The organism is Streptomyces sp. NPDC002838 (genome assembly GCF_040295365.1).
Lineage (GTDB): Bacteria > Actinomycetota > Actinomycetes > Streptomycetales > Streptomycetaceae > Streptomyces.
The window spans coordinates 22,344-39,487 of the sequence record NZ_JBEOVF010000076.1; the positions used below are offsets into that span (position 1 = coordinate 22,344).

A 17,144-nucleotide genomic window follows, 5' to 3' on the forward strand; every position below is an offset into this window, starting at 1 on the left:
CCGCCCCCTCACCGCGACTCTGATGCCATGCCTGTCATCGAAGTCACCGACCTGCGCAAGTCGTACGCCGGCCGAGCCGTCGTCGACGGCGTCTCCTTCGCCGTCGAGGAGGGCGAGATCTTCGGCATCCTCGGCCCGAACGGCGCCGGCAAGACCACCACCGTCGAGTGCGTCGAGGGTCTGCGCCTTCCCGACGCCGGCCGCGTCCGCGTCACCGGCCTCGACCCCGTCGCCGAGCACGTGGCCACCCGCCAGGTCCTCGGCGCCCAGCTCCAGGAGAGCGAGCTTCAGGCCAAGCTCACCGTCCGCGAGGCGCTGGAGCTGTACGCCGCCTTCTACCCCAGCCCGCTCGACTGGCGGCCCCTCGCCGAACGCCTCGGCCTGACCGCCAAGTTGACGACCCGGTTCGCCAAGCTGTCCGGAGGCCAGAAGCAGCGGCTGTTCATCGCGCTCGCCCTGGTCGGCAATCCCCGGGTCGTGGTCCTGGACGAGCTGACCACCGGCCTCGACCCGCGCGCCCGCCGGGACACCTGGGAGCTGATCGAGGACATCCGCGCGAACGGCGTCACCGTCCTCCTCGTCACCCACTTCATGGAGGAGGCACAGCGGCTGTGCGACCGGATCGCCGTGATCGACAAGGGGCGGGTGGCCGGGCTGGACACTCCGGCCGGCCTCATCGGCCGGTCCGCCGGTGCCACCGTCATCAGTTTCACGCCGTCGGCCCCGCTGGACGACCGTGACCTGAACGCGCTGCCCGCGCTCGCGTCCGTCCAGCACAAGGACGGCCGTATCACGCTCTCCGGCACCGACGAGACCGTCAACGCCGTCATCACACTCCTCGCCCGCGCCCACATCACCGCCCACCAACTCCGCGTCACCGAAGCCACGTTGGACGACGCGTTCCTCGACCTCACGAAAGAGGCAGCGGCATGAGCACGGCCGTCGTCAACACCGCCGTACTGAAGACCGAGGTCCGTCTTTTCCGCCGGGAAGCCGGCAACTACTTCTGGATCATGCTGTTTCCGGTCCTCCTGCTGGTGATCCTCGGCTCCATCCCGGCCTTCCGCGACCCCGACCCCGGCCTCGACGGTTTGCGGGTGGTGGACGCCTACGTCCCCGTGACCGTGCTGCTCGGCCTCATCGTCAGCGGTCTGCAGGCGATGCCGCAGACCCTCACCGGCTATCGCGAGCGCGGCATCCTGCGCCGTATGTCCACCACGCCGGTTCGGCCGTCCGCGCTGCTGACCGCGCAGATGCTGGTGTACGCGGGCGGTGCCCTGGTGTCGGCGCTGCTGGCCCTCGCGGCCGGCCGGCTCGCCTTCGACGTACGGCTGCCCCGGCAGCCCTTCGGATACGCCCTGGCGCTGGTCCTGGCCGTCCTGGTCGCCCTCGCGCTGGGCGCGGTGATCTCGGCCCTGTCCCGGACGACGAAGATCGCGAGCGCCGTCGGGACCACCGTGTTCTTCCCGGCCATGTTCTGCGCGGGCGTCTGGATGCCGGTGCAGACGATGCCGGACGTCCTCGCCCGGATCGTCGGCTACACCCCGTTCGGCGCGGCGGCGCAGGCGCTGAACGAGGCGGCGGCGGGTGACTGGCCCGGCTGGGACCACCTGGGCGTGCTCGTCGCCTGGACGGTGCTGCTGACGGCCGGGGCCTCGCGCTGGTTCCGTTGGGAGTGAACGGGGCGGTGCAGACTCAGTCCATGGCGCAGGCGCGGGGGAGTGAGCAGCGGTGGGCCCAGTTCGACCGGTGGGGGCCGTACGCCCTGCTCGGGACCGGCCTGCTCCTCTCCGTCGCCACGTCGGAACTGATCGGCATGGACCGGGTGGCGTGGACGGCCGTCGCGCTGCTGGTCACCGTCGCGCTCGGCCTGCAGTTCTGGTGGGGACGGGTGCCCCGGGGCCCATCCGTCGCCGGCGTCTTTCACTTCTTCGCGCGCTGGGCCATCTCCTTCGCACTTACCTGGTTCAACGGCTTCTTCGGCGTCTACGCCATCATCGGCTACTTCACCGCGGACCGGCTGATGCCCCCTCGGTGGGTGAAGGCGGGGCTCTTCGCCACCGCCGTCGTCATGGCCGGTTCGAACCTCGGCGGCATGTCACAGCTGCGGTCATGGCTCGACTGGGCGGTGTTCGCGGCGCTGCTCGGTCTGCACGTTGGGCTGACCCTCGTCTTCGCCCGGTTCGCCGAGAAGGAACAGGAACGGGCCGAGGCCGAGGCCGCCACCATCGCCGAACTGGAACGCACCAACGCCGCCCTGCAACAGGCCCTCGACGAGAACGCCGCCCTCCACGCCCAACTCCTCGTCCAGGCAAGGGAAGCCGGTGTCGCCGACGAACGCCGCCGCCTCGCCGCCGAGATCCACGACACCCTCGCCCAGGGCCTGACCGGCATCATCGCCCAGCTCCAGGTCGTCGCGAACGCCCCCGACCTGCCGACCGCCCGCACCCACCTCGACCGCGCCTCCGCCCTGGCCCGCCACAGCCTCGGCGAGGCCCGCCGCTCGGTGCACAACCTGGCCCCCGTGGCCCTCGCCGACGACGGACTGCCCGAGGCGCTGAGGAACACGGTCGCGGAGTGGGGCGAACGGACGGGTGTACGGGCGGAGTTCACGGTCACGGGCACGGCGGAACAACTCCACGAGGAGCTCGCGGCCACGCTCCTGCGCATCGCCCAGGAAGCCATGTCCAACGCGTCCCGTCACGCGCGGGCCACCCGACTCGGCGTCACCCTCACCTTCCTGGGCGACGAGGTCATCCTCGACATCCGCGACGACGGGCAGGGCTTCGACCCGCTCACCCTCCCCGAGCGCACCCGCACCGGCGGCTTCGGCCTCGACGGCATGCGCGCCCGCGCCGAACGCATCGCCGGGTCCCTGACCGTCGAGTCCGAGCCAGGACACGGTACGGCGGTGTCGGCTCGCGTACCGTTGGTCCGCCATGACCATTGACGCCGAGATCTCGCTCCTCATCGTGGACGACCATCCCGTCGTACGGGACGGTCTGCGCGGCATGTTCGAGTCGGCACCCGGATTCACCGTGCTCGGCGAGGCCGCCGACGGAGTCGAGGCGCTGGAACTGGCCGTTGCCCTCGACCCGGACGTGATCCTGATGGACCTGCGGATGCCGGGCGGGGGAGGAGTCGACGCGATCCGGGAACTCTCCCGCCGGGGCGCCCGCGCCAAGGTCCTCGTCCTGACGACGTACGACACCGACTCCGACACGCTCCCCGCGATCGAGGCGGGCGCGACCGGCTATCTGCTCAAGGACGCCCCGCGCGACGAACTGTTCACGGCCGTGAGAGCCGCCGCCGACGGCCGTACCGTCCTGTCCCCGGCCGTCGCCTCCCGCCTGGTCTCCGCGGTCCGTACCCCCGGGGCCCCCGGCAACGAGCCCCTCTCCGCCCGCGAACGCGAAGTCCTGGCCCTGGTCGCCAGGGGCACGTCCAACCGCGAGATCGCCCGCGAACTGTTCATCAGCGAGGCGACCGTGAAGACCCATCTCACCCACCTGTACGCGAAGCTGGGCGTCAAGGACCGGGCGGCGGCGGTGGCGACGGCGTACCAGCGGGGGATCCTGGGCTGACCAGGCGGCCGCGTGTCCGCCTCACCCGACCACCTTGAGCAGCAGCACAGCCCGCGCGGGCACCGTGATGGCCGCCCCCGCCCGGTGCACCACCCCCGGCGCCTCCCCTTGCTCCTCCTGTGCCGTGTCGACGACCACCTCGTACCGTTCCGCCCACGGTGGCCCCGGCAGGACGAAGCTCGTCGGGCGGTCCCCGGCGTGCAGCACGGCGAGGAAGCTGTCGTCGAGGATCGGGGCGCCGCGCTCGTCGCGGCCCGGGATGTCCCGGCCCGAGAGGTACATGCCGAGTGTGGCGGCGGGCGCGTACCAGTCCTGTTCCGTCATCTCCGTGCCGCGTGCCGTGAACCAGGCCAGGTCCCGCAGGCCGTCCGCCGAGTGCGCCCGCCCGGAGAAGAAGGCCCGGCGGCGCAGCACCGGGTGGCGGTGGCGCAGCTCTGTCAGGCGGGCGGTCAGGTCGAACAGGGCCTGCCAGCCCGGGTCCTCCAGCAGGCCCCAGTCCACCCAGCTGATCTCGTTGTCCTGGCAGTACGCGTTGTTGTTGCCGCGCTGCGTGCGCCCCAGCTCGTCGCCCGCGACCAGCATCGGCACACCCGTCGACAGCAGCAGCGTCGTCAGCAGGTTCCGCAGCTGGCGGCGCCTGAGCGCCCGTACGCGCTCGTCGTCCGTCTCTCCCTCGACGCCGCAGTTCCACGACCGGTTGTCGTCCGTGCCGTCCCGGTTGCCCTCGCCGTTCGCCTCGTTGTGCTTGCGTTCGTAGGAGACGAGGTCCCGCAGGGTGAAACCGTCGTGTGCCGTGATGAAGTTGACCGAGGCGTACGGCCGCCGCCCTCCCCAGGCGTACAGGTCGCTCGACCCGGACAGCCGGTAACCCAGGTCCCGTACGTCCGGCAGCGCGCCCCGCCAGAAGTCGCGGATCGCGTTGCGGTAGCGGTCGTTCCACTCCGTCCACAGGGGCGGGAAGGCCCCTACCTGGTACCCGCCCGACCCCACGTCCCACGGCTCGGCGATCAGCTTCACCCGCCGCAGCACCGGATCCTGCGCGATCACCGCCAGGAAAGGGGACAGCATGTCGACGTCGTGCATCGAGCGGGCCAGCGCGGCGGCCAGGTCGAAGCGGAAGCCGTCCACGCCCATCTCCGTCACCCAGTAGCGCAGCGAGTCGGTGATCAGGCGCAGGACGTGCGGCTGGACCACGTGCAGCGTGTTGCCGCAGCCCGTGTAGTCGGCGTACCGCCGGGCGTCCGACTGCAACCGGTAGTACCCCCGGTTGTCGATGCCCTTCAGGGAGAGCGTGGGCCCCAGTTCGCCGGCCTCCGCCGTGTGGTTGTAGACCACGTCGAGGATGACCTCGATGCCGGCCGCGTGCAGGGCACGCACCATGCGCCTGAACTCGCCGACCTGCTGGCCCGTCGTACCGGAGGCGGCGTAGGCGGCGTGGGGCGCGAAGTAGCCGATCGAGTTGTAGCCCCAGTAGTTCTTCAGCCCGCGCCTGAGCAGATGGTCCTCGTGCGCGAACTGATGCACCGGCAGCAGCTCCACGGCCGTCACGCCCAGCTTGACCAGGTGTTCGATCGCCGCCGGGTGCGCCAGCCCGGCGTACGTGCCCCGCAGCTCCTCCGGGATGCCGGGGTGCAGTTGCGTGAACCCCCGTACATGAACCTCGTAGATCACCGAGTCGGCCCACGGCGTCTTGGGCCGGCGGTCGTCCATCCACTCGTCGTCGGGGGCGTCGTCGTGGACGACGACGCCCTTCGGGACGTACGGCGCCGAGTCCCGGTCGTCGCGCACGGTGTCCGCGACGTGCTGCTGCGGCCAGTCTCGGACGTGCCCGTACACCTCCGGCGGCAGGCTGCTGTAATCATTTCCTTTGGCGCCGTCCACCGCACGCGCGTACGGGTCGAGGAGCAGCTTCGCCGGGTTCCAGCGGCCGCCGGTCCACGGGTCCCAGCGGCCGTGCACCCGGTAGCCGTACCGCTGCCCGGGCATCACGCCCGGCACGAAGCCGTGCCAGATCTCGTGCGTCAGTTCGGTCAGCCGGGCCCGGGTCTCCTTGCCGGCCTCGTCGAACAGGCACAGTTCGACCGCCTCGGCCCCGCCCGCCCACAACGCGAAGTTGGTGCCCGCCACCCCGTCCGGACCGACCCGGAACCGGGCCCCCAGCGGCATCGGCGCACCCGGCCACACGGGCACGGCCGGCGCTTTGCGCTGCGCGCCGTTCACCGGGGCGGCAGGACGCCCCTTCTCGGCGGCAGGCACCGCCTCCTGCTCGGCTGCGCTGGACACCTGTCAGCCTCCCACGGCTCGCGGAACGACGTGGGAAAGGGCAAGTGACGTCCCGGCCACGGCACCCCCTCGCGTCGTTCTCCCCACTGTTCTGCCCAGAGCTTGGGTCGCACTCACGTTTCCCCGAAGCAGGCCCGGTCGTTGGGATCGTCGTGAGGCACGTAACTGGGCGCGCACGGCGCGCGGGGGTCGCACTGGCCGCCGTACTGACATGGGCAGGACTGCTCGCCGGAGCCGCAGGCTGCACGGCCGACGGCGCGGGCGGCATCGGAGGCATCGGCGGGTTCGGCAAACCCCCGGCGCCCGAGGACGTCATCCGGATCTCCCCGGACGACGGAAGCAAGGGCGTACGGCCGGACGAGAAACTCCGCATCCGGGTGCCCAGCGGCCGCCTGGAGTCGGTGAAGGTCGTCAAGTCCCAGGACGCCCAGGAGTCCCCGGTGCCGGGACACCTCTCGGAGGACGGCCTGAGCTGGGAGCCCGACGACCACGAGCTCGCGCTGGCCGCCAAGTACACGATCGACGCGGTCGCCCTGGACGGCCAGGGGCGCCGCTCCGCCCGGCACACCACCTTCACGACGTACGTTCCCGAAGAACGCTTCGTCGGATACGTCACCCCGGAGAACCGCTCCACCGTCGGCACCGGAATGATCGTGTCCCTGGAGTTCAACCGGGAGATCGAGCGCCGCGCGGCCGTCGAGCGGGCCGTCCACGTGAGCGCGAAACCGCCCGTGGAGATCCGTCCGCACTGGTTCGGCACGTCCCGCCTCGACTTCCGCCCCGAGCGCTACTGGAAGCCGGGCACGCAGGTCACGGTCTCCTTGCGGCTGAGGGACGTCGAAGGGGCACCCGGCGTCTACGGCCTCCAGCACAAGACGTTCTCCTTCACCGTCGGCCGCAGCCAGGTCTCGCTGGTCGACGCGGCCGAGCACACCATGCAGGTACGGCGGGACGGCGCGCTGCTGGCCACCGTGCCGATCACGGCCGGGGCGCCGAAGACCACCACGTACAACGGCCGGATGGTCGTCACCGAGATGCTCGAAGTGACCCGCATGAACAGCCGCACGGTCGGCTTCGGCGGCGAGTACGACATCCCGGACGTCCCGCACGCCATGCGCCTGACGGACTCCGGCACCTTCCTGCACGGCAACTACTGGGCGCCGGAAGAGGTCTTCGGTGGGGCCAACGTCAGCCACGGCTGTGTGGGGCTGAGGGACGTGAAGGGCGGCGGGTCGGACACGCCGGCGGGCTGGTTCTTCGACCGCAGCCTCATCGGGGACGTCGTCGAGGTCGTCCACAGCAATGACAAAAAGGTCGCTCCCGACAACGGCCTCGGGGGGTGGAATATGGGCTGGAAGGCGTGGAAGGCGGGCAGTGCGGTGAAGTAACCCGACAGGGGGGCGGGTTCGGGCACCTTTCCGTTGAAGTCCGTACTGATGAAGTCGGTACTGAACAGTGACCATCGGCTGACGCGATGCCAAAAACCTTGTGGTTAATATGCGCCGATGCGTGCGGGGCGCGCGCTGGGGAGCGGGTCTGACCAGGCCCGGCGAGGGGAGAGAACTTGAACGTGCGACCGATATCGGGGGCGTCGGTTGACGCGCGGGGGCGGGGCGGCAAGGGGGTACTGGCGCTGATACTCGGCGTCCTGCTGCTGGCCGTCACCGCGTGCGGCGGGGGCGGCGGCTCCGGTTCGGGGTCCGGGGGGAAGGACAAGGCCAAGGCCAAGGACTCCTCCCAGGCGGAGACCAAGCAGTCGCAGGCCGTCGTCTCCATATCCCCCAAGGACGGTTCCAAGGCCGTCGACACCAGCGGTGCCCTCAAGGTCGGTGTCGCCAAGGGCAAGTTGACCAAGGTCGAGGTCAAGGACGCCGAGGGCACCGCGATAGCCGGGAAGATCACCGCCGACGGCGCCGCCTGGCAGCCGTCCACGCACCTTGCCTCCGGCACCAAGTACACGGTGCACGCGGTCGCGAAGGACTCCGAGGGCCGGGAAGCGGCCGAGAACGCCGGCTTCACCACCCTGACGCCGAAGAACACCTTCATCGGCAACTTCACCCCCGAGGACGGCTCGAAGGTCGGCGTCGGAATGCCGTTCTCGATCCGCTTCACCCGGGGCATCACGAACCCCGAGGACGTCGAGAATGCCATCACCGTCAAGACCGAACCGGCCGTCGAGGTCGCGGGCCACTGGTTCGGGAACGACCGCCTGGACTTCCGCCCCGAGAAGTACTGGAAGGAAGGCACCAAGGTCACCGTCGACCTCAACCTCGACGGCGTGGAGGGCCGCGACGGCGTCTACGGCAAGCAGGACAAGACCGTCTCCTTCACCATCGGCCGCAACCAGGTCTCCGTCGTCGACGTGAAGACAAGGCAGATGAAGGTCATGCGGGACGGCAAGGTCATCAAGACCATCCCCGTCACCACCGGCAAGCCCGGCTACGACACCTGGAACGGCCAGATGGTCATCAGCGAGCGGCTCACGGTGACCCGTATGAACGGCGAGACGGTCGGCTACGGCGGCGAGTACGACATCAAGGACGTCCCGCACGCCATGCGCCTGACCACCTCCGGCACCTTCATCCACGGCAACTACTGGGGCGGCGGCGCCTTCGGCAACTACAACGCCAGCCACGGCTGCATCGGCCTGCGCGATGTGAAGGGCGGCTACGACAGCGGCGTGCCGGCCGCGTGGTTCTTCAACCACTCGATGATCGGCGACGTGGTGACGGTGAAGAACTCCAACGACGCGACGGTCGCTCCGGACAACGGGCTCAACGGCTGGAACATGTCGTGGGAGAAGTGGAAGGCGTGAGCGCTCACTGACGTAGGGCGTGGCGTAGGGCCCGGTGCTGTGACATACGGCACCGGGCCTTATGCCGTTAGTGCCCGTTAACCTGCCTGCATGACCGTGAATCTCGAAGTCGCCGAGGGCGTCGGCACGATCCGCCTCGACCGCCCGCCGATGAACGCGCTAGACGTGGCCACCCAGGACAGGCTGAAGGAGCTCGCCGAGGAGGCCGCGCGCCGCGAGGACGTGCGCGCGGTGATCCTGTGGGGCGGGGAGAAGGTGTTCGCGGCCGGCGCGGACATCAAGGAGATGCAGGCCATGGACCACACGGCGATGGTCCTGCGCGCCCGCGCCCTGCAGGACTCGTTCACGGCGGTGGCGCGCATCCCCAAGCCGGTGGTGGCCGCCGTCACGGGCTACGCGCTGGGCGGCGGCTGCGAGCTGGCACTGTGCGCGGACTTCCGTATCGCCGCGGACAACGCCAAGCTGGGCCAGCCGGAGATCCTGCTCGGCCTGATCCCGGGCGCGGGCGGCACACAGCGCCTTTCCCGGCTGATCGGCCCGTCCAAGGCGAAGGACCTGATCTTCACGGGCCGCATGGTGAAGGCGGACGAGGCGCTCACGCTGGGCCTGGTGGACCGGGTCGTTCCGGCCGGCGAGGTGTACGCCGAGGCGCACGCCTGGGCGGCGAAGCTGGCGCAGGGCCCGGCGATCGCGCTGCGTGCCGCCAAGGAGTCGATCGACACGGGCCTGGAGACGGACATCGAAACGGGCCTGGCCGTCGAACGGAACTGGTTCGCGGGCCTGTTCGCGACGGAGGACCGCGAGCGAGGCATGCGGAGCTTCGTGGAGGAAGGGCCGGGCAAGGCGAAGTTCCTCTGAATCTCGTCGAATTGATCTCGGGGAATCCCGCCGAACCTCTTGCAATTGACGTGACGTCTGATCCGGGTCCCTCGATGGGGCGGTTTATGAGAGCCTTAAGGCAACCTTAAGTCTGCCTTGTCGAGGAGACCTGTCGATTGCCCGCGACCGAGCCTTCACCGCAGGTCGGACAGGCTGCCGAAGGCTCCGAACTACCCCTGGCATATGCCGATCGACTCCTGCGGAATGAAGGATTCCGGGGGGTGTATTCCTCGGGAACGACCCCGAGGGGCGCTTTGGGCGGCCATGATGGGGGCATGGCGGGGCTGGAGGGTATCGAACAGCCGCGGGGAGACGGCCGTGCGACCGCGGCGCGCTGGTCTCCGGCGGTCGAGGACGAACACGGACTCAAGGCGCTCGAGTTGTTCGGCAACCCTACGGAGGCGGAGGTTCCGCTGCCGTCCCGCCCCGAGTCGGCGGCCACGGCACGCCGGCTGGCCCAGGTCGTGGTGCTCCGTCAGTGGGGTCTCACCCCCAAGATGACGGAAGACGCCGTCCTGCTGGTCTCGGAACTGGTCGGCAACGCCGTACGGCACACCGGCGCCCGCGTCTTCGGCCTCCGGATGCGGCGCCGCCGGGGCTGGATCCGCATCGAGGTCCGCGACCCCTCCCGGGGTCTGCCCTGCCTCATGCCGGTCCAGGCGATGGACACCAGCGGCCGGGGCCTGTACCTCGTCGACAAACTCTCCGACCGCTGGGGCGTGGACCTGCTGCCCCGGGGCAAGACGACGTGGTTCGAGATGAGGGTGGCGGACCGCTGACGGTCGCCACCGGCGGCCGGGCAGGATGCCTGGGGGCGCATCGTCGCCCGCGACCCCGACCGGTCCGCCAATCGGATGAATCACCCGTTTTCCCTCGTAACACCCCTTAAATGGGGTGGGTGACCACGACTGACCGCCGGATGGCCCTCCGGACCGCCCCCCGCACACACCGCACCCTGCTGCAGCGCACCCTCATCGCCGGCGCCGCCCTCACCGCGCTGGCCGCCTGCGGCACCGAGGCCGAAGACCGTGCCCCCGAAGCCCTCGGCACCAAGGCCGCCGTGCCCGCCCCGCCGAAGAAGAAGACCGTCCAGGGCCTGCCCGGCATGCCACCCGTCCTCGACCCGGAGGACGTCTACGCGGCCGACCGCCCGAACCGGCTCTCTCCGGTGGTCAAGGACTTCCCGTCCCGGGTCTACGTCCCCAACACCGAGTCCGACACCGTCTCCGTGATCGACCCGAAGACGTACGAGATCATCGAGACCATCCCCGTCGGCCGCCAGCCGCAACACGTCGTGCCGTCCTGGGACCTGAAGACTCTCTGGGTCAACAACAACCGCGGCCACACCCTCACCCCCATCGACCCGAAGACGGGCAAGGCGGGCAAGGAAGTGGAGGTGCACGACCCCTACAACCTCTATTTCACGCCCCACGGCAAGTACGCCGTCGTCATGGCCTCCCTCGACCGCGAACTCGTCTTCCGCGACCCGCACACCATGAAGCGGATCAAGACCGAACCGGTCAGCTGCTACGGCGTCAACCACGCCGACTTCTCCCTCGACGGCCGGTACTTCATCGTCTCCTGCGAGTTCAGCGGCGAACTGCTGAAGGTCGACACCGAGAAGATGAAGGTCGTGGGGCAGCAGAAGCTGCCGTTCGAGGGCGCCATGCCGCAGGACGTCAAGATCTCCCCGGACGGCAAGAAGTTCTACGTCGCCGACATGATGGCCCACGGCATGTGGGTCCTCGACGGCGACAAGTTCGACAAGCCCAAGCTCCTGCCCACCGGCAAGGGCTGCCACGGCCTCTACGTCAGCCGCGACTCCCGGGAGATGTACGTCTCCAACCGCGGCGAAGGCTCCGTCTCCGTCTTCGACTTCACCCAGAACAAGCTCACCAAGAAATGGCACCTGCCCGACGGCGGCAGCCCCGACATGGGCGGCGTCTCGGCCGACGGCAAGGTCCTGTGGCTGTCGGGGCGCTACGACGCCGAGGTGTACGCCATCGACACCCGCACCGGCACCCAGCTCGCCCGCATCCCCGTCGGCAGCGGCCCGCACGGACTGGCCGTCTACCCGCAGCCGGGCCGCTACTCCCTCGGCCACACGGGCATCTTCCGCTGACGCCAGGTCAGTTGACACGCCGCCGCACGAGTGACGGTCCCCGGCCCGTCGCCGTACACCCGGGATCGTGCTCCCCATGATCACCACTCGTCTGCGGCGGCGCGCCGCTGCCGCCGTCCTGTCCCTGGCCGCCGTCCTCGCCACCACGGCCGCCACGGCCCCCGCCACGACCGCTCCGACGACGCCTCCCACCAAGGCCACTCCCGCCTGCCCCCAGTTCGCGGACCCGGTCCGGGCCGCCGCCGACCGTCGGGTCGACGTCCGCCGCATCACCCCCAAACCGGTCTGGCGCAAGACCTGCGGCACGCTCTACCGCAGCGACGGCCGCGGCCCGGACATCGTCTTCGAGCAGGGCTTCTATCCGAAGGACGTCGTGGGCGGCCAGTACGACATCGAGAAGTACGTCCTGGTCAACCAGCCCTCCCCGTACGTGTCGACGTCGTACGACCACGACCTGTACAAGACGTGGTGGAAGGCCGACTACAACTACTACATCGACGCCCCCGGCGGCGTGGACGTCAACAGGACCATCGGCGACACCCACAAGTGGGCCGACCAGGTCGAGGTCGCCTTCCCCGGCGGCATCGCGCGGGAGTACATCATCGGGGTGTGCCCGGTCGACAAGAAGACCAAGGTCGAGAACATGAGCGGCTGCAAGAGCAACCCGCACTACGAGCCCTGGCACTGACGCCTGTCAGGCACTGAGCAGCACTTCCGACCCCACCGGCAGATAGCCGGCCGCCTGGAACGCCCGCAGACTGCGGGCGTTCCCCGCGGAGACCTGGGCCCACACCGGCTCGTCCCCGGTCAGGTGCCGCGCCGCGTGCACCAGCGCCCGCCCGAGCCCCCGATGCCGTACGTCCTCGTCCACCTCGACCGCGACCTCCAGCCGCCCGGCGACTCCGCGCCCGAGGACGAGCACCCCGCCGTCCGTGGTCCACACCCGCACGTCGTCGCGCCGCTCGCGGGAACGCGCGACCCTCGGGTGCGCGGGATCGTCGATCTCCCGCAGTGCGAGCGGCGGCTCGCCCGGCAGCGGAGCGCCCACCGTCATCACGTCGATCGTGTCGCTCCGGCGGCCCGTACGGTCCATGAGCGCCGCGAGGAACCGCGCGTTCATGGTCGCGGCGAGGGCGTCACAGTCGACGGCGCGCAGGGTCTCGTACACCCACGCCGGGTCCTCGTCCGTGCAGACCACGGAGTGCGCGGTGAAGGCGAATACCCCGGCGTCGCGAGGGGAGATCGGGGGCACGACGGTCGTACCGCCGTCCGCCGGCGGGAAGACGCCCCGCGCCGCCGCGTCGAGAATGCCCCGCAGTGTGTCCCTCACGAACGCGCACCCGATCCTTGAGTCTCCACCCACTGGAAGGCCCACACTCGCAGACATGATCGACGACGGCACCGGACTTTTCACCATCGGCGAGCTGGCCCGGGCCACCGGACTGACCGTGCGCACCATCCGCTACTGGTCCGACGAGGGCGCCCTGCCCCCGGTGACCCGCTCCGCGGGCGGCTACCGGCTGTACGACGCCGAGTCCGTCGCCCGTCTGGAACTGATAAGCACCTTGCGCGAACTGGGCCTGGGGCTGGACGCCGTACGCGAGGTCGTCAGCGGCGAGAAGGACGTCGCGTCGGTCGCGGCCGCGCACGTGGCCGCGCTGGACGCGCAGATCCGGTCGCTGAAGGTGACCCGTGCGGTGCTGTCGACCGTGGCGCGACGCGGCTCGACCGCTGAGGAGATGACGCTCATGAACAAGTTGGCGCGACTGTCGGCGACCGAGCGGAGGCGGATCCTGGAGGAGTTCGTGGACGAGATGTTCCACGGGCTGGACACGGCGGACCCCGTGATCCGCGAACGGATGCGGAGCATGGCCGTGGACCTGCCGGACGAGCCGACGCCCGAGCAGGTGGACGCCTGGGTGGAGCTGGCCGAGATGCTGCAGGACCCTCAGTTCCGGGCGCACATGCGCAAGGTGGCCGAGTTCAACGCGGCCGGCCGTGGGCCCGAGACTCCCGTCGGGGCGTCGATGTGGTTCGCCCGGCGGCTGGTGCAGCTGGCGGCCGAGGCGCGGGAGCAGGGCATCGCGCCCGGGTCGCCGGAGGCGGAGCGGATCCTGGGGGACCTGCTGGGTGACGCCGACCCGGCCGCCGTACTCGAACGCCTGAGGTCCACCACGAACGACAAGGTCGCCCGCTACCGGGAGCTGCTGGCCACCGTGAAGGGGCAGGGGCCGGCGGCGGCCCGCCGGGAGGAGTTCGGATGGGTGGTCGCCGCGCTGGAAGCGAAGGCGGGCAGCTAATCTGACCTTCGTCAGGAAGCCGACCAGGCGCGAGCAACACAGCAACACGAGACAAAAAGGGGCGGATCGGTGGCGGACATCGAGGAAGCACGTAAGCAGTTCGAACGGATCGACGCGGACGGTGACGGCCTCATCACCCCCGCCGAGTTCAAGACCGCCCTGGCCCAGGGGGGCGACTGGAACGTCACCGAGTCCGTGGCCGAGGCGATCATCGCCTCCCGCGACCTCGACGGCGACAAGCTGATGTCGTTCGACGAGTTCTGGACGTACCTGAACAAGTGACGCGAACGAAAGGGGCGCCCGACCGGGTTACCGGCGGGCGCCCCTTGTCATACGGTGCGCAGGACCATCCTCACCGCATCGCCCGGTTCAGCGCGGACAGCACCGCCCGGACCGACGCGGCGAGAGCGGAAGCGTCCTGACCAGCGCCCCAGCGGGTCGTGCCGTCGACGCGGCACTCGGCGTAGGCGGTCGTCTCGCCGTCGACGGTGTGGTCACCGAAGTCGAGTACCTGGCCGTCGCGGACGGGGACGCGGAAGCGGCGGCGGAGATGGTGCGCAAGGAATTGGAGGACCCGTTCGGGCCGCCGCAGTCCTACGCCCTGGAAAGCCCGCCGTCGGCCGGCGACAGCCGGCGCTGAACGTCAACCACCGGCAAGACGCCAAAGCGACGTGACTTCCGCGGCCCGGGCGGCGTGGAGGGGGTCAGCGGTGTCCCTCGCTCGTGGATGCCGCGGCCTGGTGTCGATCCTGTCCACCACGTGCAGGCCGGCCGCCTCGATGCCGGCCAGCAGCTCGCCGCGCGTCCTGAGTCCCAGGCGCTCGGCCAAGTCCGACAGGATGAGCCATCCTTCACCTCCCGGTTCGAGATGGGCGGTGAGCCCGTCCAGGAAACCGCGGAGCATGCCGCTGCCCGGGTCGTAGACGCCTCGTTCCACGGCGGAGGTGGGCCGGGCCGGAATCCAGGGCGGGTTGCAGACGACGAGGTCCGCGCGCCCGTCGGGAAAGAGGCCGGGGCCCATGACGTCGATGCGCCCGGTGAAGCCCAGTCGGCGGACGTTCTCGCGCGCGCAGGCCAGGGCACGCGGGCTGATGTCGGTGGCCACGATGTGGTCGATCCCCCGGCGGGCCAGGACGGCTGCGAGCACTCCCGTCCCCGTCCCGAGGTCGAACGCGGTGCGGCGGCCCATGTGGTGGTCCGCCGGCGTGGGAAGTGGTGCGTGTGCGACGAGGTCGACGTATTCGCCCCTGACGGGGGAGAACACGCCGTAGCGCGGGTGAACGCGAGCGTCGAGGGCCGGTACCTCCACGCCCTTCGTGCGCCACTGATGCGCTCCGACCACGCCCAGGAGCTCTGTGAGCGAGACAGCCATCGGCTCGGACGGCGGACCGTACGCCTCGGTGCACGCCCGGCGCACATCGGGGGCTCTGCGCAGGTTCAGGCAGTAGTCCCCTTCCAGCAGAACGAGGAGCCTGCCCAGCACGCGGGCACGGTGGCTGCGGGCCCGGCGGTGCAGGTGGAAGGAGTCTGCCGGGCTGTCACCTCTCCGGGGAGGTTTCCGGTCGATGCGGCGGCTCATCGCTCGCAGCAGTTGACGTGCGTTGTGGAAGTCGCCCCGCCACAGCAGGGCGGTGCCTTCGCAGGCCAGACGGTAAGCGGTGTCGGCTTTCATACGGTCGTCCGCCACGATGACCCGGCGGGGAGGCGGTGTCGCGCTCTCGGAATGCCAGTGTGCGGAACGGGGGGTGTTCGTCTCGGTCCAGCGGATCGTGGACACCACGTACTCCTCGTGATCGAACGTGCGGGGGCACGAAGAGCACTTCGGCGAGGAGCAGGGCGAACGGCCCGTGCTGCGGCACGGGCGCGTGTGTCAGGGCAGGTAGGGCTACCGCTCCCGCGTCGAAGCGCGAGAGGAGAAGTCGAAGACAACCATGCCGAGCGTCACGACCAGCCCTTTCGGAGAGATGAGGTAAGAGGCTCGCACAGCCCTCTCGCCGCGGGCAAGCCAGCCCGGCCACCTCCGCGGCCCGCCCGGCCATGGCGGCGAACAGCCCGCTTCCGTACGGTTGCTGTCGACGGCCGGACGGGCCGCAGGGGGAGGCCGGGATGCGGTACGACGCTCTGCCCCACGTCGACGAGCACACCACGGACATCGTCGCGCGCCCCGACGCGGTCTGGCATGCCCTCTCCGACACCCTGGACGACTCCTTCGCCGGCCCGACCGCCGCCCGCTATGCCCGCCTGGTCGGCTGCGCCGACCGCACGTCGTCAGGCCCTGGCCCCCTGGCCGAGGGCTCGACGCTGCCCGGCTTCCGGGTGGTCACCGCGGACCGGGCCCGCACTCTTGGCCTCCGGGGCTCGCACCGCTTCTCGACCTACACCCTGACCTTCCGCATCGAGGAACCCACCCCGGGCCGCACCCGCCTACGAGCTGAAACCCGAGCCGCCTTCCCCGGCGTGACGGGCATCCTCTATCGCCGGCTCGTCATCACCACCGGCTTTCACGCGAACGGCATGCGCCGCCTGCTGACGGGAGTGCGACGCCGGGCCGAACGGGCCGGATGAGCTGTCGGGCGACCCCGGCCCACCTGCGCAACGCCGCCTTGCTCTCGAAGGCGGCCACGTTCTTGTCCAACGGGTCGTCGGTGTACTGGTGGAGACGCCACTTCTCCTTGATACGGGGCTTGCCCGCGGTGACGTAGTCGGCGATCCAGAGGCCGTCGCCCGCCGGCCGTCTCCCAGTCGACGGCGAGGATGTCGCCCGGTCTGTCCGGGGCCTTGCCGAGGAAGTACTCGGCCTGGGCCGTGAGATGCATGCCCACCTCGGCACGATTCTTTGCGACATTTCCGGTTCCTAACACAGGCATGGCCTCGCCGGGTCTCCCACGGGGCCTGTTCCCTCAGCACTCGATGATGTTGACCGCCAGCCCGCCCCGGGCGGTCTCCTTGTACTTCACGCTCATGTCCGCGCCGGTGTCCTTCATCGTCTTGATGACCTTGTCGAGGGACACCTTGTGCGAGCCGTCGCCGCGCATCGCCATCCGCGCGGCCGTGACGGCCTTCACCGCGGCCATGCCGTTGCGTTCGATGCAGGGGATCTGGACGAGGCCGCCGACCGGGTCACAGGTCAGGCCGAGGTTGTGTTCCATGCCGATCTCGGC

Annotated in this window: 18 protein-coding genes and 1 pseudogene; 14 read left to right on the forward strand and 5 right to left on the reverse strand. The window is 70.2% G+C overall.

All coding sequences use genetic code 11. The features are described from left to right. Nucleotides 1-27: 27 nt before the first annotated feature. From ABT063_RS46980 to ABT063_RS46995, 4 genes are read left to right on the forward strand one after another with little or no spacing between them, the layout of a single operon-like run. The gene (locus ABT063_RS46980) at nt 28-933 is read left to right on the forward strand and encodes an ABC transporter ATP-binding protein (protein ID WP_351067379.1); all 906 of its coding nucleotides are present in this window, start codon (nt 28-30) and stop codon (nt 931-933) included. Further along, complete coding sequence (locus ABT063_RS46985) at nt 930-1,679, forward strand: ABC transporter permease (RefSeq protein WP_351067381.1); 750 nt, start codon at nt 930-932, stop codon at nt 1,677-1,679. The genes ABT063_RS46980 and ABT063_RS46985 overlap by 4 nt, the downstream gene beginning before the upstream one ends. A gap of 23 nt (nt 1,680-1,702) precedes the next feature. Further along, nucleotides 1,703-2,950: a sensor histidine kinase gene (locus ABT063_RS46990; protein WP_351067383.1), complete on the forward strand. Its 1,248-nt coding sequence runs from the start codon at nt 1,703-1,705 to the stop codon at nt 2,948-2,950. Continuing rightward, the gene (locus tag ABT063_RS46995; RefSeq protein ID WP_351067385.1) at nt 2,940-3,584 is read left to right on the forward strand and encodes a response regulator; all 645 of its coding nucleotides are present in this window, start codon (nt 2,940-2,942) and stop codon (nt 3,582-3,584) included. The genes ABT063_RS46990 and ABT063_RS46995 overlap by 11 nt, the downstream gene beginning before the upstream one ends. A 21-nt stretch (nt 3,585-3,605) precedes the next feature. On the opposite strand, the gene glgX is transcribed toward ABT063_RS46995, so the two are convergent. After that, nucleotides 3,606-5,867 carry a glycogen debranching protein GlgX gene (gene glgX, locus ABT063_RS47000; protein ID WP_351067387.1) on the reverse strand — a complete coding sequence of 754 codons (2,262 nt, stop codon included), beginning with the start codon at nt 5,865-5,867 and terminating at the stop codon, nt 3,606-3,608. 152 nt (nt 5,868-6,019) lie between these two features. Between glgX and ABT063_RS47005 the strand changes: the two genes are divergently transcribed. From ABT063_RS47005 to ABT063_RS47030, 6 genes are all read left to right on the forward strand, one after another. Beyond that, on the forward strand, nt 6,020-7,255 hold the full coding sequence (locus ABT063_RS47005; RefSeq protein WP_351067389.1) for a L,D-transpeptidase: 1,236 nt from the start codon (nt 6,020-6,022) through the stop codon (nt 7,253-7,255). A 176-nt stretch (nt 7,256-7,431) separates the two neighbouring features. Then, complete coding sequence (locus ABT063_RS47010; protein WP_351067390.1) at nt 7,432-8,682, forward strand: L,D-transpeptidase; 1,251 nt, start codon at nt 7,432-7,434, stop codon at nt 8,680-8,682. A gap of 90 nt (nt 8,683-8,772) precedes the next feature. Continuing rightward, the gene (locus tag ABT063_RS47015; RefSeq protein WP_351067392.1) at nt 8,773-9,540 is read left to right on the forward strand and encodes an enoyl-CoA hydratase/isomerase family protein; all 768 of its coding nucleotides are present in this window, start codon (nt 8,773-8,775) and stop codon (nt 9,538-9,540) included. A 296-nt stretch (nt 9,541-9,836) separates the two neighbouring features. After that, nucleotides 9,837-10,340 carry an ATP-binding protein gene (locus ABT063_RS47020; RefSeq protein ID WP_351067393.1) on the forward strand — a complete coding sequence of 168 codons (504 nt, stop codon included), beginning with the start codon at nt 9,837-9,839 and terminating at the stop codon, nt 10,338-10,340. Nucleotides 10,341-10,480: 140 nt separating this feature from the next. Continuing rightward, entirely contained in the window at nt 10,481-11,683 is a 1,203-nt protein-coding gene (locus tag ABT063_RS47025) for a YncE family protein (RefSeq protein WP_351067408.1), read from the forward strand. A 76-nt stretch (nt 11,684-11,759) separates the two neighbouring features. Then, a complete protein-coding gene (locus ABT063_RS47030) occupies nt 11,760-12,371 on the forward strand; it encodes an ADP-ribosyltransferase (RefSeq protein WP_351067395.1) in 612 nt (203 codons plus the stop codon). Between the two features lie 6 nt (nt 12,372-12,377). Here ABT063_RS47030 and ABT063_RS47035 read toward each other — a convergent pair whose 3' ends face one another. After that, entirely contained in the window at nt 12,378-13,013 is a 636-nt protein-coding gene (locus ABT063_RS47035) for a GNAT family N-acetyltransferase (protein WP_351067396.1), read from the reverse strand. A 55-nt stretch (nt 13,014-13,068) separates the two neighbouring features. Between ABT063_RS47035 and ABT063_RS47040 the strand changes: the two genes are divergently transcribed. From ABT063_RS47040 to ABT063_RS47050, 3 genes are all read left to right on the forward strand, one after another. Beyond that, nucleotides 13,069-13,983 (forward strand): helix-turn-helix domain-containing protein, encoded by a 915-nt coding sequence (locus ABT063_RS47040; RefSeq protein ID WP_351067398.1) that lies wholly within the window; start codon nt 13,069-13,071, stop codon nt 13,981-13,983. Nucleotides 13,984-14,052: 69 nt separating this feature from the next. Further along, nucleotides 14,053-14,265, forward strand: a complete 213-nt coding sequence (locus tag ABT063_RS47045) for an EF-hand domain-containing protein (RefSeq protein WP_095752086.1) — start codon at nt 14,053-14,055, stop codon at nt 14,263-14,265. Nucleotides 14,266-14,473: 208 nt separating this feature from the next. Continuing rightward, nucleotides 14,474-14,623: a hypothetical protein gene (locus ABT063_RS47050; RefSeq protein WP_351067399.1), complete on the forward strand. Its 150-nt coding sequence runs from the start codon at nt 14,474-14,476 to the stop codon at nt 14,621-14,623. A gap of 3 nt (nt 14,624-14,626) precedes the next feature. Here ABT063_RS47050 and ABT063_RS47055 read toward each other — a convergent pair whose 3' ends face one another. Continuing rightward, entirely contained in the window at nt 14,627-15,760 is a 1,134-nt protein-coding gene (locus ABT063_RS47055; protein ID WP_351067401.1) for a methyltransferase, read from the reverse strand. A gap of 329 nt (nt 15,761-16,089) precedes the next feature. On the opposite strand from ABT063_RS47055, the gene ABT063_RS47060 reads away from it, so the two are divergent. Further along, complete coding sequence (locus ABT063_RS47060) at nt 16,090-16,548, forward strand: SRPBCC family protein (RefSeq protein WP_351067403.1); 459 nt, start codon at nt 16,090-16,092, stop codon at nt 16,546-16,548. A gap of 16 nt (nt 16,549-16,564) precedes the next feature. Here ABT063_RS47060 and ABT063_RS47065 read toward each other — a convergent pair. Together ABT063_RS47065 and ABT063_RS47070 are read right to left on the reverse strand one after the other, a co-directional pair. Next, a pseudogene (locus tag ABT063_RS47065) lies at nt 16,565-16,796 on the reverse strand (muramidase); the annotation flags it as partial. A gap of 87 nt (nt 16,797-16,883) precedes the next feature. Next, nucleotides 16,884-17,144, reverse strand: a 261-nt coding sequence (locus tag ABT063_RS47070) for an L-serine ammonia-lyase, iron-sulfur-dependent, subunit alpha (protein ID WP_351067406.1), incomplete at its 5' end; no start/stop codon positions are given.

Coding starts and splice junctions, on each gene's coding strand:
- ABT063_RS46985 (WP_351067381.1), top strand. CDS start 930: ATGAGCACGGCCGTCGTCAACACCGCCGTACTGAAGACCGAGGTCCGT.
- ABT063_RS47020 (WP_351067393.1), top strand. CDS start 9,837: ATGGCGGGGCTGGAGGGTATCGAACAGCCGCGGGGAGACGGCCGTGCG.
- ABT063_RS47025 (WP_351067408.1), top strand. CDS start 10,481: ATGGCCCTCCGGACCGCCCCCCGCACACACCGCACCCTGCTGCAGCGC.
- ABT063_RS46995 (WP_351067385.1), top strand. CDS start 2,940: ATGACCATTGACGCCGAGATCTCGCTCCTCATCGTGGACGACCATCCC.
- ABT063_RS47030 (WP_351067395.1), top strand. CDS start 11,760: ATGATCACCACTCGTCTGCGGCGGCGCGCCGCTGCCGCCGTCCTGTCC.
- ABT063_RS46990 (WP_351067383.1), top strand. CDS start 1,703: ATGGCGCAGGCGCGGGGGAGTGAGCAGCGGTGGGCCCAGTTCGACCGG.
- ABT063_RS46980 (WP_351067379.1), top strand. CDS start 28: ATGCCTGTCATCGAAGTCACCGACCTGCGCAAGTCGTACGCCGGCCGA.
- ABT063_RS47040 (WP_351067398.1), top strand. CDS start 13,069: ATGATCGACGACGGCACCGGACTTTTCACCATCGGCGAGCTGGCCCGG.
- ABT063_RS47060 (WP_351067403.1), top strand. CDS start 16,090: ATGCGGTACGACGCTCTGCCCCACGTCGACGAGCACACCACGGACATC.
- ABT063_RS47015 (WP_351067392.1), top strand. CDS start 8,773: ATGACCGTGAATCTCGAAGTCGCCGAGGGCGTCGGCACGATCCGCCTC.